Raw genomic sequence first — 26,128 nt, 5'->3', positions numbered from 1 at the left:
GAATAGTGGACGTTCTTTTTTATTAGTTAATCGGTTAAAAAATATACCACTGTCTTGTTCCAAAAGGGGATTAATGTATTAGCTATGTGTTAAGAAATATATATTTAAAATAATTTTTTAGATAAACTGCTAAATTAAAGCGTAATTTTTTACTTACTTCACAAGTATGGATCGATCAGTGTAGAATATTAGTGAAGATAGGGGATTAATATAATACTTTTTAAATACTATTAAGAAGGGGGAGCCATGGAATATAAAATCGAAGTTACTTCCGCAATCCAGAAGATGTTTCCAGAACATCAATCTAAAAGTTATCAGGAATTGATTATGTATAAAGTGAATGAGCATTTGACACACGATTTTTATCGAATCAAGTCTGTTCGTTTGTCTGTTAAACAACCTGTTTATGAAATGAAAATCCATTTGGGAAAGGAATATTTTCGAATTGCTTTTAGAATAGATGATAAGAGGGTGCAGGTTTTTTATATTAGTCGAACGTTACAAAAAGAAGTATTTGATAAAGAAGTAAACAAATTAGTCATTCGTTTTAGTAAGGATCTTTGGTTATCAAGTCAATGAAGGAATGAATAGAATAAAATGACCATGATTTATAAAAAACAGTTAAAACAATTTTTGAAAAGAACGTTTAAGTCAAAGAACTATTTTGCTTTAAAAATACTAACGTTTAAAAAGGATCGTTATTTGCTTATCATCTATAATCAAGAAGGATACAGCATATGCGAAGAAGGCTTTGAAAAGAGTCATTATCAGTTTGAATCATCAGAAGAGGCAATGAAAAAAGTGATGGAGAAGGCAAATATTGAATTTAAACGTAGTCATAGACTTTATACGCAATTCAGAAAAGAATAAAAACTATGATAGTTAGAGGTGATCATCAAATATAAATAAAGTAAATTTAATTATAAATAAAAACAATGATAAGTTGTAATTTAATAGGTTATAATAATAATTGTTAAAGCTAATATTTTGTGTATCCAGGGCACAATGACAGTGGTATTAGTTTTAATAGCCTTTTCGTTTGGGTTATCTTTTTAAGCTACCATTTTATGGTAGCTTTTTTTATTTTAGTTTAGCTCATTAGTATTCTGATTGGTATTTATGCATAAATAGATTTAGGATAACCAATGAGAAATTCCATTAATCCGTTTCACTAGAAAAATAAAATTTTTATCTACTAGTTATTACAAAGTAGTTGACACCTATGCTATTCGGTATTATTATGTAGCAGTACTAAGTATTACTAAGTATATGTGTAAATGATTTTTGAGAGGATGAAGGAATTGAAAGGAATGACTGAATTACTCAAAGGGGTACTTGAAGGAGTAGTTCTTCAAGTAATCAAAAACAGCCAAGAAACATATGGATATGAGATTACAAATACTCTGATTAAACTAGGGTTTCAAGATATCGTTGAAGGAACTGTTTATACAGTTTTACTTCGATTAGAAAAAAAAGAATTAGTTATTGTCGAAAAGCGAAAATCAGAATTGGGACCAGCAAGGAAATTTTATCGTCTGAATCCTTCTGGTGAAACTTATTTAGCAGAATTTTGGGATAAGTGGGCATTTCTTAGTAATCAGCTAGCTAAAATCAAACATTAGCTAATTGGGTCAGAAAGAAGGAACAATAATGGAATCAATAGTTATTGATAGAATAACTAAATCTTTTGGGAATCACAAAGTTTTAAAAGGGATTAGTTTAACTATCAAACAAGGAGAGATTTTTGTTTTATTAGGGGAAATGGCGCAGGTAAATCAACGTTGGACAACATTATCCAAAGCTAGCTCTGGTACTGCTAAAATTCTAGGAATAGCTGTTCAAAATGAAGCTGCTGAAGTCCGGGAGAAAATCAACCAATGACCTCAATTATTGAAACGGCAAAGAGTCTTCTTGATGGGACATTCTCGTTTGGATCAACTAATAGCGTGCTCACAATAGTCTGGTTAGCTACATGATTATTGGTCTTTTCATTCCTGTCATTAAAACGCTATAAACAAATTTTTGTGAATATATGACTATATAAGGAGGATATATGTGATGAATCTTTATGACAAGGTTACTGGTAATGATATGAATAAACTACAAAAAGAATACCAATTACGTATTGAAAAATTGCCTACTGAGTATCAAAATACTTGGCGAACATTGAATCAGGAAATATGGAAATTCAGCGATTTTACAGGACGTAATCTTTATCCGATATTAGAAGGAATTGTTGGTCTTTTCGAAGAAAGTGCTGCAGAAGGGGTATCAATCGAAGCGGTCACTGGCGATCGAATTGAAAATTTCATTTCGGAAATCGCTCATATAGAAGGGGCAAAGACTTATCGAGATAAGCTACGTGATCAGCTAAACAAAAACGTCAAAAAGAAAGTAGGACGGTGAAAACTATCATGGGATTTAAAGAAACTTTTGAAGAAAAAAAAGACTGGCGTGATCTACAAAAACGTGCGGGAAAATTGCCCAAAGAGTATTTGATCGTATACAAAGAAATCCAAAAATATCTGATGAAGGTTGATCCAATTAATTTATCTGAGGACTTTACCCCATTAAATGAGCTACTCGATCTCTTTGAAGAGAGTGCGAATAAAGAGAAAGATGTTCTTCAAGTTACAGGTGAAGATGTAGGAGCTTTTGCTGACAGCTTGATTCCTGATTCCAATACTTTTAGTGACTTACTCCAACAACAAATGGACACACAGGTTAGCAAGAAGATGGACAAATGGCTGGATAAAATTTAAACAATATTCCAACCATGATTCGATTACTTTGAATTGAGAAAAGTAAACACTGCAGTTTTTTGAATAGGTTATAACGTGGAATAGCTGACATAAAGGAGTAAGCAAGTTCATGTTTCTGATCCAATCAGTGGTTCATATTGGTTAAACCGAACAACGTTCAAGGATATTTACAATGCAAGAAAATATGCAGTAGTTGTAAAATAAGTAAAAGATCAGAGAAAATGGATTTCTCTGATCTTTTTTATAGACTAGTCACCTGATTGAAAATAAAAAAGTTAAAAGTTATAGTAGCTATCAATGACAGCAGAATTATTTTCTGGGTGAAAAACAAAGATTGACTTTGAATGCTTTTTTTCTATTGTAAAGAGAAGGGGGGAGTATATGAAAGAAGAACTGTTACATTATTTGAAGAACCAAACGGCATTTCTTAATTTGAATGATCTAAGTGATATTTTTACTGCTTCAAAGTTGGCAGAGATATTTAAAGTGAAACGAAATACAGTCAGTCAATATTTAAATCTTCTGACAGAAACTGGCGAGTTAGTAAAGATCAATTCGCGTCCAGTTTATTATTTTCACAAAGAAGCATTTGAAAAACAGTTTTTTACTTTGCGTACGAATTATTATGAAAGCGCTAAACTTATTTTGTCTGAGCAACCAATGTTTGGTAAAAAACAAGATTTATTTTCTCTTATGATCGGGCACGATAAAAGTTTGAATCCAGTAATTGAACAAATCAAGGCAGCACTTAACTATCCTGATGGTGGATTACCTGTCCTGATCAATGGAGAAAGCGGTACAGGAAAAAGTTATTTGGTGAAATTGATCCATCATTACTGTATCCAAAATGATCTGATAGCAGAAGATGCCCCTTTTGTGACATTGAATTGTGCACAATATGCGAATAATCCTGAACTATTAACTAGTAATCTTTTTGGACACGTAAAAGGTGCCTATACTGGAGCGGACGACGATCGCAAAGGTGCATTTGAATTAGCAAATGGTGGAATTTTATTTTTAGATGAAGTGCATCGCTTGACTGCTGAAGGGCAAGAAAAATTATTTACTTACTTAGATCAGCATCTAATTTATCGAATGGGAGATACAAGTAATCCAATTGATGTTCAAACAAGGTTATTCTTTGCAACCACAGAAGAATTAACGAGTAATTTTTTAAATACATTTATTCGACGAATTCCGATCCAAGTGACCATTCCTTCGCTACAACAGCGAGAAAAGAATGAACGAGTGGCGTTGATTTATTCTTTTTTGATTAATGAACAAACAAAAATCAAACGCGATCTTTTGATTAGTGGCCAAACACTTGAATTACTAGCTAATGGAAAATTTAAAGGAAATATCGGAGAATTAAAAAACATTATTAAAGTCATGGTAGCTAAAGCATTCTCTGACTCTATGAAAGAACAGCCAATCAAATTAACTATTTATCATCTCCCAGAAAGATTATTTTCGCAGCATAATTACAATTTACAAACATCATTTCCAGAAGAGATAGTCATCCATAGCGAATCTAAAGTAGGAAATTTAATGATGCCAAATACGCACGATCAAATAAAAGTGGATGACTTTTTATCAACTATCATTTTAGAATATCAAAAAGCTCATGGGCATTTGACCGATTGCCATTTAAAATTAAAAGAAATAGTTGATCGACTATTTGACTATTTGTTATTCAAAACAGACCGTCAGCAAAAACATGAGACGTTACTATATTTAACGCAATATGTTCGCGAAACTTTTCAACAAATGGAAAATGCGTATCAAATAAAGTTTAATGGAAATAGTGTATACGCAGTTGGTTATTACTTATTTCAACGTGGTGCTAGTCGTTGGATACTTGAGGATAGTCAAATTATGACATTAGTCTATCAATTGGAAGCGCAGCTTTTGGAAGCTTATCCGGCGAGCTATCATTATGTTGAAAGAATTCTTGAATTATGTAAGCCAAAGGTCGATATTGAAGTATCAGTAATGGATCGAATCGTTTTGACTTTATATTTAAAACAAGTAGATTGGACAAAAAAACAGGGAATACCCAAAGCGATTATTGTCGCCCATGGTTACGCGACAGCTAGCAGTATTGCAAACGTTGCGAATCGTTTTTTAGAACATAATATTTTTGAATCATTTGATATGCCTCTAGATGTAACGCCACAGCAAATTGCAGAAGAAATCTTAGTATACAGTGAGAACAATGATATTTCTAATGGATTAGTCATTTTAGTGGATATGGGGAGTCTCAAAGAGATCTATCAGTATTTTCCCAAGCAAATCAATGTACCGATTGTCATTATGAACAACGTGACAACGCCGTTAGCGATTTTAGTAGGTGAAAACATTAAGAACCAACGAACTTTAAATGAAATTGCAAGTGAGTCTGTGGATCAAGTCCATTTCGATTGGGAAATCATCTATCCAGAGGAAAATCGACCAAAAGCCTTGTTAACTACTTGTCAAACAGGCATCGGAACGGCAACTAAGATTAGTCATTTATTAGAAAAAAGTTTACCTAATTCCTGCAAATTAAAAATCTTGCCACAAGAATATCGGATTTTAAATGAAAGAAAAGCAGATGAAATCGTTTTTTCTGTTTATGATGTTCTAGGAATTATTGGTACAGACGATCCAACAATTGAAGGTATAGCCTATTTATCTTTAGAAGAATTGATTTCAGGAGATAAGTATCAGAAACTGAATGAATGGCTAAGTCAAGTGATGACTCCAGAAGAAATGCAAATCTTTAATACAAACGTCATCCGCAACTTTTCATTAGAACGAGTGATTGATTCAGTCACGATTCTTGATACGGATAAAGTGATGAGCGAAATTGATTTATTTATCCGTGACTTGGAATTAGTCAATTTAATCCAACTATCAAATGCAAAAAAATTAGCTCTATATGTCCATGTGAGTTGTCTGATTGAACGATTGATTCGAAATATTCCAATCGAAACTTATGAAGGATCCTTGGTATTTGATCAGTGTCAAAAAGAACGCTTGAAAAACCTCAAGGAAGCTTTTAGTGTCATTGAACGTGATTATAGTGTCACAATTCCGGATTCTGAAGTCGCGTATATTTTTGATATCATCTATCGAAACACAGACACTTCAATGAAAACAGAAGAATTTTAGAAAAGCAAGCAGTGCGCCACTAAAGTTGGCACGCTGCTTGCTTTTATTAAACTGAAAAGAAATGGAGAGGTGAGAATTATTGAAAAGAAAACTGATTCTGGCATCACATGGGAAATTAGCATCTGGGATAAAATCTTCTTTGGATTTGATTTGTGGAGAAACAGAAGTTGAAATATTGGATTGCTACTTGAGTGAAGAGTTTAATCTGGAAGAGGAAGTAAAAAAAATAATGGAATGCTACCAAGATCATCAGTTAGTAGTTGTGACAGATTTATTTGGTGGAAGTGTGAACAATGAATTTTTAACGTATATCCAAAGAGACAATTTTTATTTAGTTACTGGAATGAATTTACCTTTTTTAATTGAGTTAGTTATGCAATTTCAAATTACAGAATCACTCTCAAGCTTAATAAAAGAAACTTTAGAGAAAACGAAACAAACGATTCTGTTTTGCAACGCATTAATCAGTAATGAAGTAGAGGAAGAAGAGTTTTAACTCATTAAGAAAACGGAGGAAAAATAATGATTTTATTAACAAGAGTGGATCATCGTTTGTTACATGGACAAGTGGCTTTTTCTTGGACACAAGGGTTGGGCGCAGATTGTATTTTGATTGCAAATGATGATGTACCAACAAATGAAATTCGGAAGACGACAATCAAATTAGCAAAACCACAAGGAGTAAAATTGGTCATCAAAAATATCGAAGATTCAATTTTGGCATTACAAAGTGGTGTAACAGATAAGTACAAACTTTTTATTGTAGTGGAGTCGATTGCTGATGCTAAGAAATTAGCAGAAGGCTATCCAGAAATAAAAAAAATCAATTTGGGTGGAATCAAAGCAAAAGAAGGAACACGAAGTCTTGGCAAGGCAGTTAATGTTTTACCAGAAGAAGAAAACCTATTAACAGAAATGGTGGATAAAGGGATCGAAGTAGAAATACGACAAGTACCGTCTGATAAAAAAGTTAATGTTACTGAAGTTCTTTAAAAGAAAGGTTGAAGAAAAATGTTCATTCAAGCAATTTTACTCGGGCTCGTAGCATTTATTGCTCAGTCGGAATATGCATTGGGTACCTCATTACTGTCACGACCAATTGTGACTGGCCTATTCACTGGTATGGTGTTAGGAGATATAAAGACTGGAATCATTATGGGAGCTACTTTAGAATTAGCATTTATTGGCTCTTTTTCCGTTGGTGCAGCGATTCCACCAGATGTCGTTACTGGCGGTGTGTTGGGAACAGCTTTCGCCATTACTGCTGATGCGGGACCAGAAACAGCTTTGCTATTGGGCTTGCCTATTGCAACCTTGACTTTGATTTTAAAGAATATCTATCTTGGCCTTTTGATTCCGATTATGAACCAAAAAGCAGATAAATATGCCTTAGAAGGAAACTATAAAGGTGTCGAGCGCATGCATTTATCAGCTGGATTTGGTCTATCACTGATGTTAGGTTTAGTGGTCATGATTTCATTTGTGGTGGGGAGTAAAACAATAGGTAATTTGTTAAGTATGATTCCTGAGTTCATTCAGCATGGGTTATCAGTAGCTACAGGATTGATCCCTGCACTTGGATTTGCAATGCTAGCACGTCTTTTAATCAATAAAGAAGTAACACCCTATTTTTTCTTAGGTTTTGCTTTAGCTGCTTATTTAGAAATTCCAGTAACTGGAATTGCAATTTTTGGCGCTATCGTAGCAGTAGTAGTTGTTAATATTATGAATGTACGTGGCAATCAAGATAACAGTGCCCAAACTTCGACAGGAGAGATAATGGATGATGACTTCTAATGAGAACAATGAATTAAAAATCACTAAAAAAGATTTGAGTAAAGTGTTCTGGCGTTCATTTCAGATGGAATTTTCTTGGAATTATGAACGACAAATGAATCTTGCTTATTGCTATGCAATGATTCCCATTTTGAAAAAACTTTACAAAACTAAGAATGAAATGGCCAATGCTTTAAGTCGTCACTTGGAGTTTTTCAATACGACACCACATATTGTGACCTTGATTTTAGGAATCAATGCGGCGATGGAAGAAGAAAATGCTAATGATCCCAATTTTGATGTTTCGACGATTGATAATATCAAAACCTCGCTTATGGGGCCTTTAGCAGGTATAGGTGATTCTTTCTTTTGGGGAACGCTACGCTTAATTGCTACTGGTGTGGGTACTTCATTAGCAATGCAAGGAAATATATTAGGACCGATTTTATTTATACTCATTTTTAACATACCTCATTTACTATTTCGTTATTTTGCAACATCTTGGGGATATAAATTAGGCACAGGATTCTTAAAGAAAATTCAAGAAAATGGCATGATGGGAAGTTTGACATTAGGTGCCTCAATCATTGGCTTAATGGTAGTGGGCGGAATGACCGCTTCAATGATTGATATCAATATTCCGTTAAAAATCGGAACAGGTGAAAATGCCGTGACTATTCAAAGTATTTTTGACGATATTGTTCCTCAAATTCTATCACTTGGGGCTTTCGGTGTGGTCTTTTACTTACTTAAAAAAGAAGTAAAAGCATTAACGATTTTATTAGGACTAGCTATCTTTGGAATTTTTGGTTCATGGGTCGGCTTTTTCTAGAATGGGGGAAAAAATGGAACCAACGACAATGCTTCACTATATCGATGAGGAACAAAATGCGTTGACTAAAATTTTAGATGATTATGATTTCTCGTCAGATTCCAAATTGAAAAATACGAATACAGTGACGATTTTAGCTACAGGATCATCTTATAATGCCTGTTTATCGGCTAAGTTCGCCATGGAAACAATGGCTGATGTGACGATTGTGATTGAGGAGCCTTATCATTTTACTCATTATGGAAGGCTAGTAAAGGGGACGGACACGATTATTGGCGTTTCCCAAAGCGGCAAGAGTACTTCAACTATTGAAGCTGTAAAAGCTTTGAAAAGTAGCGAAATACAACGGATTATTCTAACGAGTGATTTGAAAAGTCCTATTGCAGAAGTGGCCGACTATGTAATTGATTTGAATATGGGGATTGAAACAGTTGGCTTTGTAACAAAAGGATTTTCAGCGACTGTATTACAACTGATGTTACTTGCAATTAAAATTGGTGTTTCTAAAAAAAAGATCGATACTCATAAACTGGATGAATTGAAAAAAGAATTGTATGAAGTAATCGGTAAGTTCTCAGTAGTAATCGATAAATCTAATACTTTTTTTGAACAGCATGAGAATGTATTAAAACTGGGTGGAAGATTCGTTGCATTGGGGTATGGACCAAATTGGGGAACGGTAAAAGAATTTGAAACGAAGTTCACTGAAACAGTTCGCCGTCCTAGCCAAGGATTTGAGCTAGAGTCATATATGCACGGTCCTTATTTAGAAGCAAATTGGGAACATACGCTGTTTTTTGTCGAAACGCCAAGTTGTAACCAAAGTCGGTCACAGGCATTAGCAAGTTATATGGCTAATTACGTTGGGGAAATTTTTAAAATCACGACAGATAAAAGTTCTAGTAGTGATACTTTAGGATTAAATGTCATGGTTTCAGAGATGTTCTCTCCATTGCTACTAGTTATTCCCTTTCAACTATTAGCTTACCGTATAGCCACAACCAAAGGGATAGATTTAAGTAGAAGAATTTTTGATGACTTTGATTCAGTATTAAAAAGTAAAATAGAGAAAGTTGAGGAGAACTAAAAATGTTGAAATTTGACGAACAAAAACAAATCAATGATATTCAAGGGGCATTGGAATTACGCCCCCAAGTGGAGCAAATTGTGGATGAAATCTGTGAAAGAGGATATGATGCTATTTTCTATCTGGGGATCGGGGGAACTTATGCTTCTGCAATGCAAGCAGAGACTTACATTAAAGGACATAGTAATCTACCAGTTTATGTACAACATGCTGCGGAATATTATACAACTGGAAATCAAAGATTAACGAAAGATTCGCTTGTGATTCTGTCATCTGTTACAGGTACGACAGAGGAAGTTGTTAAAGCAGTGAATGAAATTGAAAAGATTGGGGCAACATTAATAGGATTTATTGATACAGAAGATACCCCACTTGCGAAAAGTTGTGACTACGTAGTTACTTATCCAGCACCCGGGACGGAACAAATCAAATTCTTTATGGTTGCTGATCGACTGATGAAACATAATGGAGATTTTCCTGATTATGAAGAATACTATGCGGAACTAGAAGCTTATTTACCTAAGGGATTAGTTTTAGCAGAAAAGCAGGCAGATACTTTTGGTCAAGCGTTCGCAGAAAAGCACCGTCATGATTCAATGCACTATTTTATCGGCGCCGGAAATCAATGGGGAGGTGTATATTCATATGCAATGTGTTATTGGGAAGAACAAAGTTGGTTACGATCCAAGTCTATTCATGCAGCTGAATTTTTACATGGTACACTAGAAATCGTTGATGAAACAACACCGGTCACTTTATTTCTAGGCGAAGATGAGCAACGTCCACTAGCTGAACGTGTAAAAAATCTATTACCACGCATTTGTGGAAATTATACGTTTATTGATTCAAAAGACTATCCTATCGAAGGAATTAGTGAAAAAAATCGAGGAAGAGTGCTATCTCACTTGCTGATGCACTGCGTGACGCAACGAATAGATGCTCACGTTGAAAAACTAAATTGTCATCCATTAGATATTCGTCGTTATTATCGTCAATTTGAATATTAATTAAGAAAAGAATGAACCTCTTTTGCGCAAGCAAAAGAGGTTTTTGCTTATATCTTAAGCTAGGAAAAAAGCTATGTTATAATCATTTGTAGTAAGCTTATGATGAAGTCTTCTGATACTTGTATGCATTTTCCTACTTCGTCGAAGATAGGGTTTTATCTGTTGCTGAAGTAAGTAGATCGGTGATTCGCATTGGATCGTTCATTTTTGTGTTAGTGACTTTAACAGGAAGAGTGAGCAAAAATAGGCCGCTTATATTCGTGCGATAAGAAGTATGATGAGAAGAAGAGAATCACTTAAGTGAAAAAGAGTTCATTATTTTTTTAGCAATCTGTTTTATTAAACGTTTGGACATACTGAATAGGTCAACAAAAAATTTTAGACGATCAAGGTGAACATTATGAAAAAAGTCATATGGATTTTTTCCGTCAATGCGGATGGCGTACCTCCTTTAGGATACATGGGAACGAAGGCTGGGCAATATCTTTTTGGGAATGGAATAAAATTTCAAAAGGAACTCAAGGCTGAATTAATGCCAGAATTTGATTTAGAATTTATCAGCTATGATCTAAGAGATCCTAAGGTGCCAACTGCGGATTTAATTATTTATACAGATGTGGATGAAAAATATCTTGATGAAGAAACCAAGAAAAAAGGATTCAGTATCCCTTACAATTTGTATTTTATGAATGATACTGAAAAAATCAGAAAATATGTTGTAACCAATGTAAAAAAAATAGCCAATTAACTTTTTTAACATTTAATCACAAGTGAAAAAGTTGAACAAAATAAAAAACTGTAAACAAACCGACTTTGGGTTTTTGTTTACAGTTTTTTTTGTACAGGTAATAAAAAATAAAATGTTATTTTAATCAATTATCTTACAATATAACTAATAAAAATATTTTTTAAGTTATTTTTTTGTTTTATTTTTATAGTTTATTGTGAAAATATCCAATTAATGCTTGCTAAAGAGAACTCATGTTCGTATAATGGTTTTTGAGGAGGCGATACATGCGTGATTTAAGGTAGCGAAACAACTTTAGTTTATAAAGTATTATAAAAACGACATAGAGCTTTATAGTTTCATACTGTTATTTTAGGTTTAAGTGATCAAATAAAATTTATGTTGATAATTCAACAAGAAAGAAGTGGTATTGAGTATGTACAAATTACAAGCAAAATATTTAACAATTAATTTCAATTTTGAAATGACGGCTTCAGTTGTGACACAAAATGAAAATTCGTTTTCCGTACAAGGGCATTTTCGAACAACAGATGATTTAGCTGGACTTATTTGGGAGACAGAAGACACTCACAGTCATGAATCTTTAAAGTATCCAACAAATCCGAATTTCAAAAATGTATCGTTAAGTTATGATTATGCTTTAAGTGGGTATACGGAAGGGTTAGATTCTGATAAGGCTTCAGCTTTAACAATTCAAACAGTTGATGGCGATATTCATTATATTCGTCTATGGAATTATGTGACTAATCGACCAGAAGACGAATGGGAGAAACAAGAAGAAATTGTTTTTCCAGCAGGAAGAACTCCGGGAAATGGAACAGGAAAATTGGGAACGATCCAACTGGATTTCAATAATCTTTATGAAGGTTGGAGTCCTTATACTTTTGATGCAAATGGAAAATGGAACAAAAATCCTGAATGGAAAAAAATTGATGTAACGAATATCAAAACAATCATGTGGGCATTCACACCAATTGGCTATACTGGAAATGGCGGAGGAGCTACTCAATATTTAGATGATTCTTATCCTTTTGCTATGAACGTGACGAACTGGAAAGTGACAGGAGACACTTATCTTGGTGATGACCCAGTAGCTGTTTCTGCTGGAGTAATCAGAATGTGCGATGATTACGATGATAGTTATAATTTAACACCTGAGCGGATCATTGATAGTTATCTCAAGTTAGGTTACGCCAAAATCGTAAACTTTTACATTGGTGCTTCTCATTACTATGATAAAAAAATCGTAGATGGTACTGGTATGTTACTTGAAGACAAATTATTCAATCAGGCATTTGAAGCTTGGTATAAAGATTATGTAAGACGCTTAGCTGACAATCAAATGGATATTATTCATTCAATTTCAATGGAAAACGTGGATGCGAAAGAGGATTGGTGGCAACGAACATATGATGGAACACCGGGGACAAGTGGTTGGACGCCTACTCCACATTTCTTAAGCTTTACAAATGCAGGTGTTCAAGCATTTTATCAACGATTAGCAGTTGGCTTAGCTGATATTTCTAATCAATTTGGTTTAACCCCTATCGTACAGTTAGGTGAACCATGGTGGTGGCACCAAGATGAATTAACTCCTTGTTTTTATGATCAAGCCACTAGAAATCTTTATAAAGCAGAAACTGGATTAGACATGCATGAGTTTCATACGGTCAACGAATCAATCATTGGCCATGAACCAATGCTTTCATGGTTGCAAACAAAAATTGGTTCCTTTACATTAATGCTTCGTGATGCAGTCAAGGCGAATTATTCAAATGCACAGTTTACGGTATTATTTTTCCCACCTTCTGTTATGGATAAGAATCGAACACCAATGATGATGGGCATGGTGAATTTTCCTAAAGTAGAATGGGCATATCCAAATCTCGATTTCTTTATGCTAGAAGATTACGATTACTTGATTAAAAATCAAATGCGCGAACATCAAGATGTGCTAGATTTTATTCAAAATAATTTAGGATATCCTTCAGAAAAAATCCATTACTTCACAGGATTTGTTCTAGATCCTAAGAATGATGCTGCTGTGTGGGAAAGAATTCATCAAGCGATTATGGATGGTGTAAATGTTGGCATGGGCGAAACTTATATTTGGGCCTATGCTCAAGTAAAAAGAGATCATTGGAAACAACCACAAATTATTTACGCAAGTAAGCGGACTGGAAATTACACTCAACCATTCGATGTAGAATTCACGTGTAATGCAGACCAGTTGATTTACACGACTAATGGATTAGAACCAACACTTGCAAATGGCACGATCTATAAGGGGCCAATTCATATTAAGGAATCCCAGAATATTAAAATCGCCTACATCACAAATGGAAAACTGTCTCAAAGTGTGCAATTTAGATACACGATACCGATGACTACAAAGTTGAAGACGACGATCAGTTCAACAGGAGATAATTCGGAATGGCTTAAGATCAAATCTTTGGCAATTGGTTCAGGAAAAATCTTTGATTTAAGTGCAGCGGAAGACAACAATCATTTATATCTTTATGCAAGAGGCTATGATCTTGATACTTCTAGCAATTTTTATTTAGATACAGGAGCAGATACTGGTGCAAATATTTGGGCTTGGCCAAATGCGAAAATGAATTTTATGATCCAAAATGATATAGTTTATCGCTATGCAGGTACCGGAGATGATTTCACTTGGACTGAGATAGGCCATGTAAAAAAAATGATCAAAAAAAGTAACGCTGTGGAGGTAACGGTAAGCTTAGCAATGTTAGATATCAAGTCTCCAAAACAAATCAAACTTGGTTATGGTCGTAATTTTGAAGATTTCGCACCGATCCCTGGACGAAATGCTGCTATCGTCAATACATTAGTAGTAGACCACGAGCAAGATAAAAATGGCTTTATCGAGTTTGTTCAACGAGTAGAAACGTTAGCAGAAAAATATTTCCCTGGTAATACTGCCGCGGGTAAAGCTAAATTAGTAGCAGATTACTTCCGAAATAAAGCATACGGCAACACGATTTGGGAAGTTGTAGCAGGATTTATTGACTGGAAGTTCGTTGATTTGGTAAACGAAACAATCCCTACAAGTGAAAGACAGTTTGATTATATTGATCCGATGAGTGGAGCTACGATTGGTGGGGCACACTGCTTTGCTGCAATCGCTGGTTATTTAAACCATGGATTGCCAGATTATGAAAAGGCGAATATTGGTGATGGCTGTGGTTGGTTAGGAGATTTGGATACACTTTTGATTGACTACTGGAATAATAAAGATACGATTGATTCTGTTTATCAATTTGGTTTTGACTGGATTGGCGGAAGCAAGGGATTCTTTAGTAGAGAAGATTTAATTGCGGATGTCGATGCATGGAATATTGTTAGTCAAGTAATAGGAAACCAACGTTCGTTGGCAGACGCTTTTACGGATTATTTACAAGAACCAGAATTATTTGGCTACAGATATTCTAGTTTTATTGCTACCAGATATGCTGCTACGGAGGAAAATATGCTGAAAAGCGCACAAGAGGCACTGTTAAGTACGCTGACAGATAATCCAATACTTGCGTTATTCAGATTAGGCTTGATTGGTTATTTTGGTAGTCCGGGAATTGTTTCTGATGTGGATAAAGAAACCGAAGCGAAAGAAGCATTATGTAAAGCCTTTAAAGATAAAATTCTTCGATTGGCAAAAGATGAATATTAAATTATCTTGTGACTGTCAGTTTGTTGTAAAAATGTAGCTTGCTGTAACTAGCAATTTATTTTTGGATGTTAGAATACTTACAGATATTTCCAAAAAGAGTATGGAAAAAGAGGCTATATTTTTAAAAGATTACATTTCTCTTTTGAGCGGAAATGTGAATTAAGTTAAATCAAATTGTCAGTTTACAATAAAAAACGATCAATTAATTGTAGCGACCCTTAAAAGTTAGAATTTTAGTCTAACTTTTAAGGGTCATTTCATTTAGGAGCAATATTTTTTTAGTTAGTTGATGGTTACTTTCTTTCCTTTAAAATAACTAGCTGAAATAGGGATTTTTCGTGCGACAAATTCAGCAGTAGAAGTTGCATCGACTAATGTGAAATTTGCCGGCATACCGACTTTGACCCAGCCATCGGGTTCAATTAATGGTTGATTCGTTACTAATTCAAGACTTTCAGTAAGCGTTTTTTGACTCGTTAGATTAAAAATCTCGGCATAGCGAGTTAATTTATCCATCACATCACCATTGCCGAAAGGAGACCAACAGTCGTAAATGTTGTCACAACCAATGAATGTTTTTACACCGGCAGTCCTTAGTTCTGTTAGTGGTGGAATAACAGGATTTAGTGGAATGCTTGAGATAATTGTGATGTTGTTTTCCGCCAAACGTGGAAATAGTTCTTTTCGTTCACTAGCAGATAAATCTTTTAACCCGTAAGCATGACTGACGGTTACTTTACCATTCCAGCCACTTTCTTCAGTCAACGCGACGATTTTTGCAAAAGTTTGTCGGGCATTATCTCCACGTTCATGTAGGTGAAGATCGATGGGCACATCAAATTGTGTAGCCAAATCAAATGTGGTTGTTAAAGATTTCTCCAAGTTACCATCAAGACTGATTGGATCAACACCACCGACTAAGGTTGCGCCATTTTGCAAAGCTTTTTTCATTTCTTCGTAAGCATTTGAGCGAAGTAATCCGTGTTGAGGAAAGGCAACTAATTCGTAAGCCAACTTGTCTGTATACGCAGCTAAAACTTTTTGTGCATCTTCTAAATAACGTTGTCCGACCAAAGGATGAACATCAATATGTGAACGAAAGTGAGTGGCACCATGAAGTAATTCCAAATGGATTAGATTTTTCATTCGCTCATCAAAAGAAAGCGGTGCGGATTCTAAATAATCGTATTCCTGAGTAAAGCGTTCAACAATGTTTGCTGCCGGCTCGATTGGTGTCCAAGGAATACCCAATTTGCTTTTATCAAAATGACAGTGCATTTCTCTTAATTGGGGCAGAAAAAGTGCATTTTTACCATCAATAACCTGTCGATCACTGTCTGACATTTCTCCAGCATCTAGAACAGAAACAATGGCTGTTTGATTGAATAAGATATCGACTGTTCTCGTTGCCGTGCCATAAATATAATCTCCGGTTGTTAGGTAATTTGTTTCAACACGCACATTTTTTAACAAAGTTTCCATTTTTGCACCTCCAGTATGTATGATTACCATACCTAATTTTTGAAAAAGATACGAATTTTTAGATTTCTAATAAACTAATCGAACAAGAATAACTTGACTATTGGTTATCCTAAAGAAATAGAAAAAACGGCCATTCATGATGGCTTTTGAGATCATTGAGGATATGCTCGAAAGAAAATCAATTGGTTGTGTCATAATAAATAAGAATCAAAATGAGAAAAAGGAGGGGAATTGGTTGAAATCGAAAGATAAAATTTGGATCATAAATGGCATTGGCTTTCTCATTCTTTTGATTGTTTTTTGGTTTACTGAAGGGGGAAATCTCTTTCGATTACTTTTTTTCTGTAGTCTATTGGTTTTGTTAATTGAGATAATTAGAAGCTATAGAAAAAGAAAAAATGCTAGCTAACAGCACAATAAATAAAGAGGTATGTTTTGAAAAACACTCTGTTTTAGCAAAAGTCTTATGAAACGAACAAAATGCCTACAAGAAAATGATCAACATTTTCTTGTAGGCATTGTACATTGTGCGTAGTTAAAAAGTAGTGTCTTATCTTCTAGAGATTCTTAGATGATAAGCTAGAGAAATGAAAAAGATTCTTTACATACAACCAAGAACAGCACTGATTCCGGCACTAATAAATCCGCCAGGTCCACCGCCTACTGCGCCTAATCCAGCACCAAGTATTCCAGCAGCGCACTTAGCTCCACCTTTGGATAAATTATTTGGACGGTTCAATTCGTAAGGCATCCGATGGTCATTTTCACCTCCAATTATTTTTTGTAATTCCATCGTGTTCAATTCTTTGATCGTTTGCATGTAGCAACACACTCCTTTTGAATGAATTTGTATTACAACATGACTGTATCATGGTTATCTGCTCAATATGTTGAAACATCTTAAGAGACTTTCTCTGTTATCTTGAACAAAAGAGAACCAAGTATTTTTTGGTTTGAGATAACTTTTGACAGGGTTCAGGAAATTTTCCGCCATTAGAGTTACGGTTATGAAATACTGAGAATAACAAAAAAATGAAAGGAGATATAACAATGAAAATCAAAAAAATAACTGATCAGCAATTAAAAAAAGTAATGGGAGGATCAGGAACAACTGTTTTAGGAAAACCTGCTACGGATGTTGCAAAATGTTTGCTTTCTTTTTTTAAGAAGTGTTAGTATTCTCCCCGTTTTGATATAATTTAATCAAAGGGGGAGAGGTTGTTGGTTATTATTGATACAAAAGCATATATACTAAGGATGACTATCGCCACATTGTTTTATTATGTGACTTTTTTCTCGATTTATCGAGAAGGGACGATTAAAAAGAAACTAATTCTATTTTTTATTTTTTTTCCTTGTACATTTTTAGCTAATGTATTCACTGGATTTGCAGATATTCTCCCCGTTTTTAGTAGCTATCTATTTCTCAAAAGAAAACATGAAACAGACTACTTTCTTTTGAGCACAGCGGTATTGAGTATGCTGATAGACTATGTATCTTCTATACTAAGCTCATCACTCATGCTTTATTTTGTCACTTTTGAAGGAATCAAAGGGATCTATTTTATATTGATCGAATTGATTATCCAAGGACTGATTCTATTTCTCATGCTCTTTTTATATCGACAGTTTAAGTTAGGTGTCTTATTGAAAAAAAACAACTCTGGGATTGTGGCACTCTTATTATGTTATTTGTTTTTAGTTACTCTAACTGTTTCTTACGCAGCTCATTACTACGAAGCATTCGATAAGTTTATTGTTGGAATTGCGACCTTTCTCATTGTTCAAACGGTATTTGTCCTCTTGGTATTTACGAGAGCATACGTAAAACAAAAAGAAAAATACGAACGCGAGTTAGAGCAGCAACAACTTGAAAGTTTAAAGAAATATACTGACCAGTTAGAACAGAATCAAATGAGCATGGCAAAATTTAAACATGATTATAAAAATTTATTACTAAGTTTGAGAGAAGCTTTTACCGAAACGGGTGATCGAGAAGCACTTCACCAGATTGAGGGTTTGGAGCATTATTCAAACCAGTATTTTTTAGATAAAGATTTAAACTATCGCTATTGCAAAAATATTGAAAACCCATATTTGAAAAGTTTAGTTATTACAAAACTCTTTGAAGCGAATGAACAAAAAGTGGACTGTCACTTTGAATGTCTTTCCCCAATTCAAGAGATTCCTATCCCTATTTTTGATTGTATCCGTTTAGTTGGCATAGCGTTAGATAATGCGATTGAGGCTGCTAGAGAGAGCACAGAGCACAAAGTTTCTATCATGTTTCATCAAGATAAGCGACAAACTGAAATTTTTATTGAAAATAGTTGTGTCGATGTCAATTTACCTGTGGAAATGTTGATGAAGCAAGGAATTTCAACAAAAATTGACCATGAGGGACTGGGCTTAAGCAATATTCGTGAAATTGAAAGAAGAAATCCTAATATCCTTATCCAATTTAAAAAGAATCGTACGAGGTTTTCGATTCAAATGATACTAATGGCTAAATGAAAGGAGTAATATGAGTTATCCAATAATTATCTGTGAAGATCAGTTGATTCAGTTACATCAGCTTGAAACGATCATTCAAAATTATATTTTGTTCCATGATGAGCCATTTGAGATTTCGTTGAAAACACAAAGCCCAGTTGAAGTAAAAAACTATTTAAAAAAATTTATGCCTAAACAAGGGATTTATTTTTTAGATATCGATTTAAATCATCCTATCAATGGAATTGATCTGGCAGAGAAAATACGAGAACGCGATCCTCAAGCCAAAATCATATTCATCACGACTCATGATGAACTGTTACCATTGACCATAAAAAGAAGAGTAGAAACACTTGGCTTTGTTGAAAAAGATCAGCCGTTAGAAGCTTATCGAGCGGAGATCATCGAGTTATTATCAATTGCTCAAAAAAGAATCGATTCGTTAAAAGTAGAACAGAATCGAGCATTTGTTTTTTCAATAGGCTCCCAAACGTTTACTTTAGATTTAGAAGAAGTTTGGTTTATCGAGACCTCAGACATTCCCCATCGCTTAATTCTTTATGTTGCAGATGGTCAATATGAATTTTATGGGAAATTGAGTGAATTGTCGGATAAGTATCCAACTTTATTTAAGATAAACCGATCTTGTTTAGTTAACTTAAACAACGTCAAAGAAGTGAACTATAAAAATCGATTTGTTTATTTTAGTCCAGATCTTTTCAGAACGTTTGCAATTGGAAAAGCTAAAAAGATCAAAGAGGCACTCACAAGCCTTTAGAACATAAAAAAATTTCGATTTAATCAATTTAGCCGAGAGAATAAGTAGATCAAACAAGAAGAAAGCGACCGGGGATTCAGTTTGCCAGTCGCTTTCTTCTTTTTGTGTCCTCTTTCTTTTTTAAAAGAGGATACAGCAAGGAAATTTGCAAATTACTTGAGGTGTTCCAGTCTTTTATCGTCATTCATCACAGGTGACGCTATCAAATAGCTGCTCATAATTTGTCTCACGAATGTCCAAAAGTGAAAGAGCTTCAAATGATTCTTTTTAAGAGAATTTTGATTAGCCATAGATATTTTTGCCAGATTCTTTCTATCATTGAGTACACCTCAGATTAATCAGATCGGTTATTTGAAAATTTCCATTTTGTATGCAGTTAACGATGTGCATTTGTCCTTTTAAATAGCAGATGTGTTGTTTTTGCATGATTCTATCTCAACCTTTATACAGAGATTTTTACTACGCTGAAAATATAGCACAGAAGTTTCTCTATCGATAAAAAATGTCTTGAAGTATATGATTTCTAGCTTGAATAAAAGAGAAATCAGCTGTTTTTTACTCAGGAGTATTTTTCCCATGATTCAAGACAAAATTGATCATCCGTTTAAGGCAAATGGCATACTAGTTTTAGTTAGGTTAAAGGGGAAATGATTTATCGTAGGATTCGATGAATGTGCTCAATTTGATAAATCATTCACCTACATAAAAAATGTATACTTTTGAGAAAGGAAAAGTCATATGAGGCATTTTTCTTGGATTCAACAGCAAGACGAAAAAGATTGTGGGGTTGCCTGTGTGGCAATGATTTTAAACTTTTATAAATCAGAAGTTCCTATTTATAAATTACGTGAATTTTCTGGAACAGATTTAGAAGGTACTTCAGCTTTTGGCTTGAAAATGGCTTTGGAAAAAGTGGGATTTGATTGCTTAGCTGTTCAAGCAGATAGTGAAGTTTGGAAGGAAACAGAGTTGCCCACGCCACTAATTGCACACATTTGTGTTAATAACAGCTACATGCATTATGTAGTTGTGTATGGTGTGAAAAATGATTTCTTATTGATTGCCGATCCAGCAAAAGGAAAAATAAAGAAAACGATAACAGAATTTTCAAAAGAATGGACAGGGGTTTTACTTTTACCAACACCAAAGGATTCCTATCAGCCAAGTAAAGAAAAAGTTGCTGGGCTAAGCTCTTTTTTCCCAATTATTTGGCAACAAAAAAATTTAGTTGCACATATCATACTTGCTTCATTATTTATTACGCTATTTGGAATAGGAAGCTCCTATTATTTTCAAGGAATCTTAGATTATTTCATCCCAAATCAAGCGCGATCGACATTAACGATTGTTTCCATTGGTCTGATTTTTGTCTACTTATTTCGCGTTCTTTTTGAGTATAGTAGGAACTACTTGTTAGTTGTTTTGGGTCAGCGCTTAAGTATAGCTATCATGTTACACTATTTTAAACATGTTCTTTCACTACCAATGAATTTTTTTGCTACCAGAAAGTCAGGGGAAATTATTTCTCGATTTCTTGATGCAAATAAGATTATTGATGCTTTAGCAAGTGCGACACTTTCAATCTTTTTAGATATCGGAATGGTTTTGCTTGTTGGCGTTACACTAGCTATTCAAAATAGTATGCTTTTCGTGATTACTTTGGGAACGTTACCGTTTTATGTTCTGACGATTTTTACTTTTGTCAAAAGTTATGAACGCGCAAATCAAGAGGAAATGATGGCAGGTGCAACATTAAATTCAAGTATAATAGAGAGTCTAAAAGGAATTGAGACAATCAAGGCATATAACAGTGAAGAAAAAGTTTATCATCGAGTGGATCATGAATTCGTTAAGTTGATGAAAAAATCTTTTCGCACAGTGACTTTGGACAATCTACAGCAAGGAATCAAACATAGCATTCAATTGATTAGTAGTGCGCTTATTCTCTGGCTAGGTTCATTTTATGTGATGGATGAAACAATTAGCTTGGGTCAGTTAATTACCTATAACGCATTATTGATTTTTTTTACAGATCCTTTGCAGAATATTATTAATTTACAGGTCAAAATACAGACGGCTCAGGTAGCAAATAAACGATTGAACGAAATACTAGCAATTGAGCCTGAAAAAAAGGAAAGCTCAACGAAACAAACAATCACTAAAGAACTATTTCAAAGTGGGATTCATTTGGAGAACGTAGCCTTTTCCTATACTATGAAAACTCCAGTATTAAAAAATATTTCATGTCACATTGTTGCACGCAGTAAAGTCGCTTTAGTAGGCGTAAGTGGCTCAGGAAAATCCACGTTGGCAAAGCTGCTTGTGAATTTTTACACGATTTCTGATGGAGCAATTTGTTATGGCAAAATCAATCATTTAGATATTGACTACGCACAATTACGGGAGAATGTGACCTATGTTCCACAAGAGTCATTTTTTTTCAGTGGTACTATTCTTGAAAATTTGACATTTGGGTTAGTAAATATACCGAACTTTGAACGGATTTTAGAAGTATGTGAGGCTGTTCAACTAAATGACTTTATTAATCAACAACCTTTACGATTTGAAATGATGATCGAAGAAGGGGGCGCGAATCTTTCAGGTGGGCAACGTCAACGATTAGCAATTGCTCGAGCGTTATTGAAAGATTCAGATATTTTAATATTAGATGAAGCAACCAGTGGATTAGACACATTATTAGAGCATGCTATTTTAGAATATCTGCTGGGTTTAAAAGAAAAGACAATCCTCTTTATCGCTCATCATTTGCCAATTGCGAAAGCTTGTGACCAGATTCTTGTACTTCACGAAGGTAAACTTGTTGAAGAAGGGACGCATGAGGAGCTAAGATCAAATCGTGGTATGTATCAAAAACTATGGGAGATTTAACAATGGTGGGGGAAGTAATGAAAAATAAAGATTGGCTTGAGCACTCAAACGTATATCGACAACAACATCAAACTTTTTATCGTTGGATCCTCTATCCGATTATGATTTTTTTTCTGTTCGCTGGCTTGTTCTTAGCATTTGCTAAACATGAAATCGTGGTACGAGCACAAGGACAAATAACTCCTTTATCCACAGAAAAGATTCAAGTACCGATAGAAGCAGAAATGAAAGAAAATAGATTACAAGAGAACTTAACAGTGAAAAGTGGAGAATCTCTAGTTATTTTTAACACGAAGGAATTAACTAATGAGAAAGCCCAACTGGAAACAGAAATTGAGAACTTTGTAAAACAAAAAGAAGCAGCGCAGCTTTTTCTTGATAGCTTAGCTGAAGAAAGAAATCTTTTTAAAGTAGAGGATGTTTTTGGTTATAGTAACCAATTAAAAAGTTTCTTTGCAGAAAAAGAAGCAAGTGAATCTTTATCAAAACAAATGCTGGCAGCAAATCAGAAAGAGCAAGAAACATATCAAAAAAATATGGACCAGCATAGTCAGGAGATTAGTATACGAAAAAATGAACAATCTGAGTGGGAAAAAGTAAGAGTAGCATGGAAAGATCAAAAAACAATTAGAAATGTTTCAGAAGCAATCAAAGCTAAATATCAAATATGGCAAATGGAACTGAAAAATGGTTCAGAAGATAAAAAAGAGCAAATCCAAACAACTACTTTGACAGTCATTGATGAGCAAATCAGCCAATTAAAAAAAGAAATTGAACAACTACAAATGGAACAAGAAACGCTTGTCAAACCTGTTACACCAGAGGATGAAATCAACTCCCAACGTGAAAGATTGGCACAAAGTAAGGAAGAAATTTTAGCGAAAACGAAGCAAAAGATACTTGAATTAGATGAGTCTGAAAAGAAAAAGAAAGTACTTTTAGAGAATATAAACGAACAAATTGATTTGGGAACAGTAAGAGCTAAAAAAGACGGTATTCTCCATTTGAATGATGCAGTAAAGGAACAAACCTTTCTACCAAAAGGCACACTTTTAGCAGAAATTTATCCACCCTTTAAAGACGATGAAATACCATTTACTGCTAGGATACCAGCAAATGAAATGACACATATCAAAACAGGAATGCTCGTTCACTTCAAATTAGATAGAAAAGCTGTGGCAACAACGCTTGATGGAGAGATAACAGAAATACCTGAAACGAGTACTACAACCGAGGAAGGCATTTTTTACTTAATCAAAGGGCGATTAAAATCAAATAAAAAAATAGTGGATCGTTATGGTCTGACGGGGGAATTATCGCTGATTATCGGAAAGAACACTTACTGGGAACAAATCAAAAAATTTTTATTGAATCAAGAGTGAACGATTAGTAAAATAATTCCAATTTATTGACTAAAATGAATAGAAACTCTTAGAAAATAATAGAACATACGAATATAAAATGATTGTTTCAGCAGAACAAATGGAATAGCTGTGATAGAAATAAAAAAATTAAATAAAACAACGAAGGACTAAATTTTGTGCCTTCGTTTTTTACTTTTTTACGAAAAAAGTTAGTATAATTAGTTTACAAAGCGAACATACGTTTGTATAATGAGCATGAAGTGAGGTGTAACGACATGCTAGATTATTCAAATGAGCCTGTGAATGATTACTTCATGATCGATATGAAAAGTTTTTATGCTTCGGTTGAATGTATCGAACGTGGATTGAATCCTTTGACAACAGAACTGGTTGTTATGAGTCAAGCGGATAATACTGGTTCAGGTCTGATTCTAGCGTCTTCGCCAATGGCTAAGCAACAGTATGGAATCTCTAATGTTAGCCGACCAAGAGATTTGCCTTCGCCTTTTCCTGACAGTTTGATTATTGCTGCACCTAGAATGAATTTGTACATCAAAAGAAATATGGAAGTAAATGATATTTTTAGAAAATATGTAGCAGATGAAGATTTACTGATTTATTCAATTGATGAATCAATTTTGAAAGTCACTAGCTCAATGAAATTATTTACGACAGCTGGGAAAAGTCGTAGCGACCAACGGAAGCAATTGGCTCGAAAAATTCAGCGACATGTTTATCGAGAAATGGGATTGATTGCCACTGTAGGAATAGGGGATAATCCTTTACTTGCAAAACTAGCATTAGACAATGAAGCAAAAAGAAATGAAGGATTCATCGCTGAGTGGACATACCAAGATGTTCCTAAAAAAGTTTGGCGTATCAGAGAAATGACTGATTTTTGGGGAATTGGTTCACGGACCAAAAAACGACTGAATCAAATGGGGATCATGTCGATCGAAGGGTTAGCAAATTGGAAACCTTATTCACTGAAAAATAAATTTGGTGTGCTGGGATTACAATTATATTTCCATGCTAATGGGATTGATCGTACAGACATCGCAGTTGTTCCACCTCAAACAAAAGAAAAAAGTTATGGAAACTCTCAAGTTTTGCCAAGAGATTATACTAGAAAAGAAGAGATTGAGATTGTCGTGAAAGAAATGGCTGAACAAGTAGCAATCAGAATTAGAAAACATGGTTGTAAAACCAGCTGTATCCATGTAGGGATTGGCACGTCTATTTTGGAAGAAAAAGAGGGATTTTCTCGCCAAATGAAAATACCTTTGACGAATAACACGAAAGAACTTCAAATGTATTGTATGTATTTATTTCATAAATTTTATGATGGTCAAGAAGTCCGACATGTTTCCATAGCTTATAGCAAGTTAGTGTATACCGATTCCACGCAATTAGATTTATTTAGCGATCCAGAAAAACAAATGAGAGAAGAAAATTTAGATCGAATTATTGATAAAATTCGTGGAAAATATGGATTTAGTTCAATTGTTCATGCGTCTTCTTATCTCGAAGGTGCGAGAAGTATCGATCGAAGTAATTTAGTTGGTGGGCACGCTGGAGGAAATGGAGGAATCGAGCATGTTTGATTATGAAGATCGAGGGATTATCAAATGGCAAGGCATGTATTTATCTGACCATACTGAAAAAATTACTAGTAAGACGAAAGAAACTGCGCAAGTGAATGTGGCAAAAACACAAATGACAACTGAAGCAATCTCAGAAGTATTGAATAAGGCACTCATAAAACGAGAATCTGTTGCTATACAAATAAAAGAACGAGATTCTGAAGGCTATTATCCTAACGATATTGTTGGTGTTGTTTTAGGACATGATGAGTTAGGGATCTATGTAGGTTCTAGCAAAGTGAATTATGATGAAATTAGGCATGTGGAATTTTATCATCCGGTTAAGTGGAGTTTAATATAGAAAGTTATTATGATGCAAGTTATCATAATCGAGGATTACTAAAATGACATAGCTTTTATTTATTCGATACGGTGGGTAGGAAAACGATTCATGGAATCTAAGACAAATGAAAAAGAGGAATC

The 26,128-nt window shown here is 34.4% G+C and carries 24 protein-coding genes; 22 read left to right on the top strand and 2 right to left on the bottom strand.

Going from position 1 to position 26,128, the window contains the following annotated elements; translation table 11 throughout:
* Positions 1 to 246: 246 nt before the first annotated feature.
* From DOK81_RS10065 to DOK81_RS09995, 15 genes are all read left to right on the top strand, one after another.
* Positions 247 to 579, top strand: a complete 333-nt coding sequence (locus DOK81_RS10065; protein WP_206910473.1) for a hypothetical protein — start codon at positions 247 to 249, stop codon at positions 577 to 579.
* Positions 580 to 603: 24 nt separating this feature from the next.
* Positions 604 to 870: a hypothetical protein gene (locus tag DOK81_RS10060; protein WP_242589986.1), complete on the top strand. Its 267-nt coding sequence runs from the start codon at positions 604 to 606 to the stop codon at positions 868 to 870.
* 431 nt (positions 871 to 1,301) lie between these two features.
* Positions 1,302 to 1,622, top strand: coding sequence for a PadR family transcriptional regulator (locus DOK81_RS10055; protein WP_206910485.1), 321 nt, complete (start codon positions 1,302 to 1,304; stop codon positions 1,620 to 1,622).
* A gap of 28 nt (positions 1,623 to 1,650) precedes the next feature.
* Entirely contained in the window at positions 1,651 to 1,881 is a 231-nt protein-coding gene (locus DOK81_RS10050) for a hypothetical protein (RefSeq protein WP_206910468.1), read from the top strand.
* Between the two features lie 177 nt (positions 1,882 to 2,058).
* Positions 2,059 to 2,406 carry a DUF1048 domain-containing protein gene (locus DOK81_RS10045; protein WP_206910465.1) on the top strand — a complete coding sequence of 116 codons (348 nt, stop codon included), beginning with the start codon at positions 2,059 to 2,061 and terminating at the stop codon, positions 2,404 to 2,406.
* On the top strand, positions 2,403 to 2,762 hold the full coding sequence (locus DOK81_RS10040) for a DUF1048 domain-containing protein (protein WP_347401444.1): 360 nt from the start codon (positions 2,403 to 2,405) through the stop codon (positions 2,760 to 2,762). The genes DOK81_RS10045 and DOK81_RS10040 overlap by 4 nt, the downstream gene beginning before the upstream one ends.
* 381 nt (positions 2,763 to 3,143) lie before the next feature.
* Positions 3,144 to 5,915: a sigma-54-dependent transcriptional regulator gene (locus tag DOK81_RS10035; protein ID WP_206910462.1), complete on the top strand. Its 2,772-nt coding sequence runs from the start codon at positions 3,144 to 3,146 to the stop codon at positions 5,913 to 5,915.
* 79 nt (positions 5,916 to 5,994) lie between these two features.
* Positions 5,995 to 6,411, top strand: a complete 417-nt coding sequence (locus DOK81_RS10030; protein WP_206910459.1) for a PTS mannose transporter subunit IIA — start codon at positions 5,995 to 5,997, stop codon at positions 6,409 to 6,411.
* A gap of 26 nt (positions 6,412 to 6,437) precedes the next feature.
* Positions 6,438 to 6,908 carry a PTS sugar transporter subunit IIB gene (locus DOK81_RS10025; RefSeq protein WP_206910456.1) on the top strand — a complete coding sequence of 157 codons (471 nt, stop codon included), beginning with the start codon at positions 6,438 to 6,440 and terminating at the stop codon, positions 6,906 to 6,908.
* Positions 6,909 to 6,926: 18 nt separating this feature from the next.
* Positions 6,927 to 7,712, top strand: coding sequence for a PTS sugar transporter subunit IIC (locus DOK81_RS10020; RefSeq protein WP_206910453.1), 786 nt, complete (start codon positions 6,927 to 6,929; stop codon positions 7,710 to 7,712).
* Positions 7,702 to 8,523: a PTS system mannose/fructose/sorbose family transporter subunit IID gene (locus DOK81_RS10015; protein ID WP_206910479.1), complete on the top strand. Its 822-nt coding sequence runs from the start codon at positions 7,702 to 7,704 to the stop codon at positions 8,521 to 8,523. Before DOK81_RS10020 ends, DOK81_RS10015 begins: the two co-directional genes overlap by 11 nt.
* A 13-nt stretch (positions 8,524 to 8,536) precedes the next feature.
* On the top strand, positions 8,537 to 9,610 hold the full coding sequence (locus DOK81_RS10010) for an SIS domain-containing protein (protein WP_206910450.1): 1,074 nt from the start codon (positions 8,537 to 8,539) through the stop codon (positions 9,608 to 9,610).
* Positions 9,611 to 9,612: 2 nt separating this feature from the next.
* A complete protein-coding gene (locus DOK81_RS10005; protein WP_206910447.1) occupies positions 9,613 to 10,617 on the top strand; it encodes an SIS domain-containing protein in 1,005 nt (334 codons plus the stop codon).
* Positions 10,618 to 11,017: 400 nt separating this feature from the next.
* Positions 11,018 to 11,365: a hypothetical protein gene (locus DOK81_RS10000; RefSeq protein WP_206910446.1), complete on the top strand. Its 348-nt coding sequence runs from the start codon at positions 11,018 to 11,020 to the stop codon at positions 11,363 to 11,365.
* Positions 11,366 to 11,780: 415 nt separating this feature from the next.
* On the top strand, positions 11,781 to 15,056 hold the full coding sequence (locus DOK81_RS09995) for an FN3 associated domain-containing protein (RefSeq protein WP_206910445.1): 3,276 nt from the start codon (positions 11,781 to 11,783) through the stop codon (positions 15,054 to 15,056).
* Between the two features lie 282 nt (positions 15,057 to 15,338).
* On the opposite strand, the gene DOK81_RS09990 is transcribed toward DOK81_RS09995, so the two are convergent.
* Both DOK81_RS09990 and DOK81_RS09985 read right to left on the bottom strand, forming a co-directional pair.
* Positions 15,339 to 16,538: an amidohydrolase family protein gene (locus tag DOK81_RS09990; RefSeq protein WP_206910444.1), complete on the bottom strand. Its 1,200-nt coding sequence runs from the start codon at positions 16,536 to 16,538 to the stop codon at positions 15,339 to 15,341.
* A 601-nt stretch (positions 16,539 to 17,139) separates the two neighbouring features.
* Positions 17,140 to 17,358, bottom strand: a complete 219-nt coding sequence (locus DOK81_RS09985) for a bacteriocin (RefSeq protein WP_206910443.1) — start codon at positions 17,356 to 17,358, stop codon at positions 17,140 to 17,142.
* Between the two features lie 230 nt (positions 17,359 to 17,588).
* On the opposite strand from DOK81_RS09985, the gene DOK81_RS09980 reads away from it, so the two are divergent.
* The 7 genes from DOK81_RS09980 to DOK81_RS09950 all read left to right on the top strand — a co-directional run bounded on the left by DOK81_RS09980 (position 17,589) and on the right by DOK81_RS09950 (position 26,006).
* On the top strand, positions 17,589 to 17,714 hold the full coding sequence (locus DOK81_RS09980) for an EntF family bacteriocin induction factor (protein ID WP_242589985.1): 126 nt from the start codon (positions 17,589 to 17,591) through the stop codon (positions 17,712 to 17,714).
* 45 nt (positions 17,715 to 17,759) lie between these two features.
* Entirely contained in the window at positions 17,760 to 19,052 is a 1,293-nt protein-coding gene (locus DOK81_RS09975) for a GHKL domain-containing protein (RefSeq protein WP_206910439.1), read from the top strand.
* Positions 19,053 to 19,062: 10 nt separating this feature from the next.
* A complete protein-coding gene (locus tag DOK81_RS09970) occupies positions 19,063 to 19,809 on the top strand; it encodes a response regulator transcription factor (protein WP_206910438.1) in 747 nt (248 codons plus the stop codon).
* A gap of 738 nt (positions 19,810 to 20,547) precedes the next feature.
* Entirely contained in the window at positions 20,548 to 22,698 is a 2,151-nt protein-coding gene (locus DOK81_RS09965) for a peptide cleavage/export ABC transporter (protein ID WP_206910437.1), read from the top strand.
* A gap of 2 nt (positions 22,699 to 22,700) precedes the next feature.
* Positions 22,701 to 24,080 carry a bacteriocin secretion accessory protein gene (locus DOK81_RS09960; RefSeq protein WP_242589984.1) on the top strand — a complete coding sequence of 460 codons (1,380 nt, stop codon included), beginning with the start codon at positions 22,701 to 22,703 and terminating at the stop codon, positions 24,078 to 24,080.
* A gap of 257 nt (positions 24,081 to 24,337) precedes the next feature.
* The gene (locus tag DOK81_RS09955; RefSeq protein ID WP_206910436.1) at positions 24,338 to 25,666 is read left to right on the top strand and encodes a Y-family DNA polymerase; all 1,329 of its coding nucleotides are present in this window, start codon (positions 24,338 to 24,340) and stop codon (positions 25,664 to 25,666) included.
* Positions 25,659 to 26,006: a hypothetical protein gene (locus DOK81_RS09950; protein ID WP_206910435.1), complete on the top strand. Its 348-nt coding sequence runs from the start codon at positions 25,659 to 25,661 to the stop codon at positions 26,004 to 26,006. The genes DOK81_RS09955 and DOK81_RS09950 overlap by 8 nt, the downstream gene beginning before the upstream one ends.
* Positions 26,007 to 26,128 lie beyond the last annotated feature (122 nt).

This window comes from Enterococcus sp. DIV0660C (genome assembly GCF_017316125.1).
Classification (GTDB): Bacteria; Bacillota; Bacilli; order Lactobacillales; family Enterococcaceae; genus Enterococcus_B.
This window is presented reverse-complemented; position numbering and strand designations above follow the sequence as displayed.

Bases quoted from the DNA above. Each gene is read 5' to 3' on its own strand.
- DOK81_RS10050 (WP_206910468.1), top strand. From the start codon at position 1,651: ATGGAATCAATAGTTATTGATAGAATAACTAAATCTTTTGGGAATCAC.
- DOK81_RS10025 (WP_206910456.1), top strand. From the start codon at position 6,438: ATGATTTTATTAACAAGAGTGGATCATCGTTTGTTACATGGACAAGTG.
- DOK81_RS10045 (WP_206910465.1), top strand. From the start codon at position 2,059: ATGAATCTTTATGACAAGGTTACTGGTAATGATATGAATAAACTACAA.
- DOK81_RS09980 (WP_242589985.1), top strand. From the start codon at position 17,589: ATGAAAATCAAAAAAATAACTGATCAGCAATTAAAAAAAGTAATGGGA.
- DOK81_RS10010 (WP_206910450.1), top strand. From the start codon at position 8,537: ATGGAACCAACGACAATGCTTCACTATATCGATGAGGAACAAAATGCG.
- DOK81_RS10020 (WP_206910453.1), top strand. From the start codon at position 6,927: ATGTTCATTCAAGCAATTTTACTCGGGCTCGTAGCATTTATTGCTCAG.
- DOK81_RS10065 (WP_206910473.1), top strand. From the start codon at position 247: ATGGAATATAAAATCGAAGTTACTTCCGCAATCCAGAAGATGTTTCCA.
- DOK81_RS09960 (WP_242589984.1), top strand. From the start codon at position 22,701: ATGGTGGGGGAAGTAATGAAAAATAAAGATTGGCTTGAGCACTCAAAC.
- DOK81_RS09970 (WP_206910438.1), top strand. From the start codon at position 19,063: ATGAGTTATCCAATAATTATCTGTGAAGATCAGTTGATTCAGTTACAT.
- DOK81_RS09950 (WP_206910435.1), top strand. From the start codon at position 25,659: ATGTTTGATTATGAAGATCGAGGGATTATCAAATGGCAAGGCATGTAT.
- DOK81_RS10000 (WP_206910446.1), top strand. From the start codon at position 11,018: ATGAAAAAAGTCATATGGATTTTTTCCGTCAATGCGGATGGCGTACCT.
- DOK81_RS09965 (WP_206910437.1), top strand. From the start codon at position 20,548: ATGAGGCATTTTTCTTGGATTCAACAGCAAGACGAAAAAGATTGTGGG.
- DOK81_RS10060 (WP_242589986.1), top strand. From the start codon at position 604: ATGATTTATAAAAAACAGTTAAAACAATTTTTGAAAAGAACGTTTAAG.
- DOK81_RS10005 (WP_206910447.1), top strand. From the start codon at position 9,613: ATGTTGAAATTTGACGAACAAAAACAAATCAATGATATTCAAGGGGCA.
- DOK81_RS09990 (WP_206910444.1), bottom strand. From the start codon at position 16,538: ATGGAAACTTTGTTAAAAAATGTGCGTGTTGAAACAAATTACCTAACA.
- DOK81_RS10035 (WP_206910462.1), top strand. From the start codon at position 3,144: ATGAAAGAAGAACTGTTACATTATTTGAAGAACCAAACGGCATTTCTT.
- DOK81_RS10015 (WP_206910479.1), top strand. From the start codon at position 7,702: ATGACTTCTAATGAGAACAATGAATTAAAAATCACTAAAAAAGATTTG.
- DOK81_RS09995 (WP_206910445.1), top strand. From the start codon at position 11,781: ATGTACAAATTACAAGCAAAATATTTAACAATTAATTTCAATTTTGAA.
- DOK81_RS09985 (WP_206910443.1), bottom strand. From the start codon at position 17,358: ATGCAAACGATCAAAGAATTGAACACGATGGAATTACAAAAAATAATT.
- DOK81_RS09955 (WP_206910436.1), top strand. From the start codon at position 24,338: ATGCTAGATTATTCAAATGAGCCTGTGAATGATTACTTCATGATCGAT.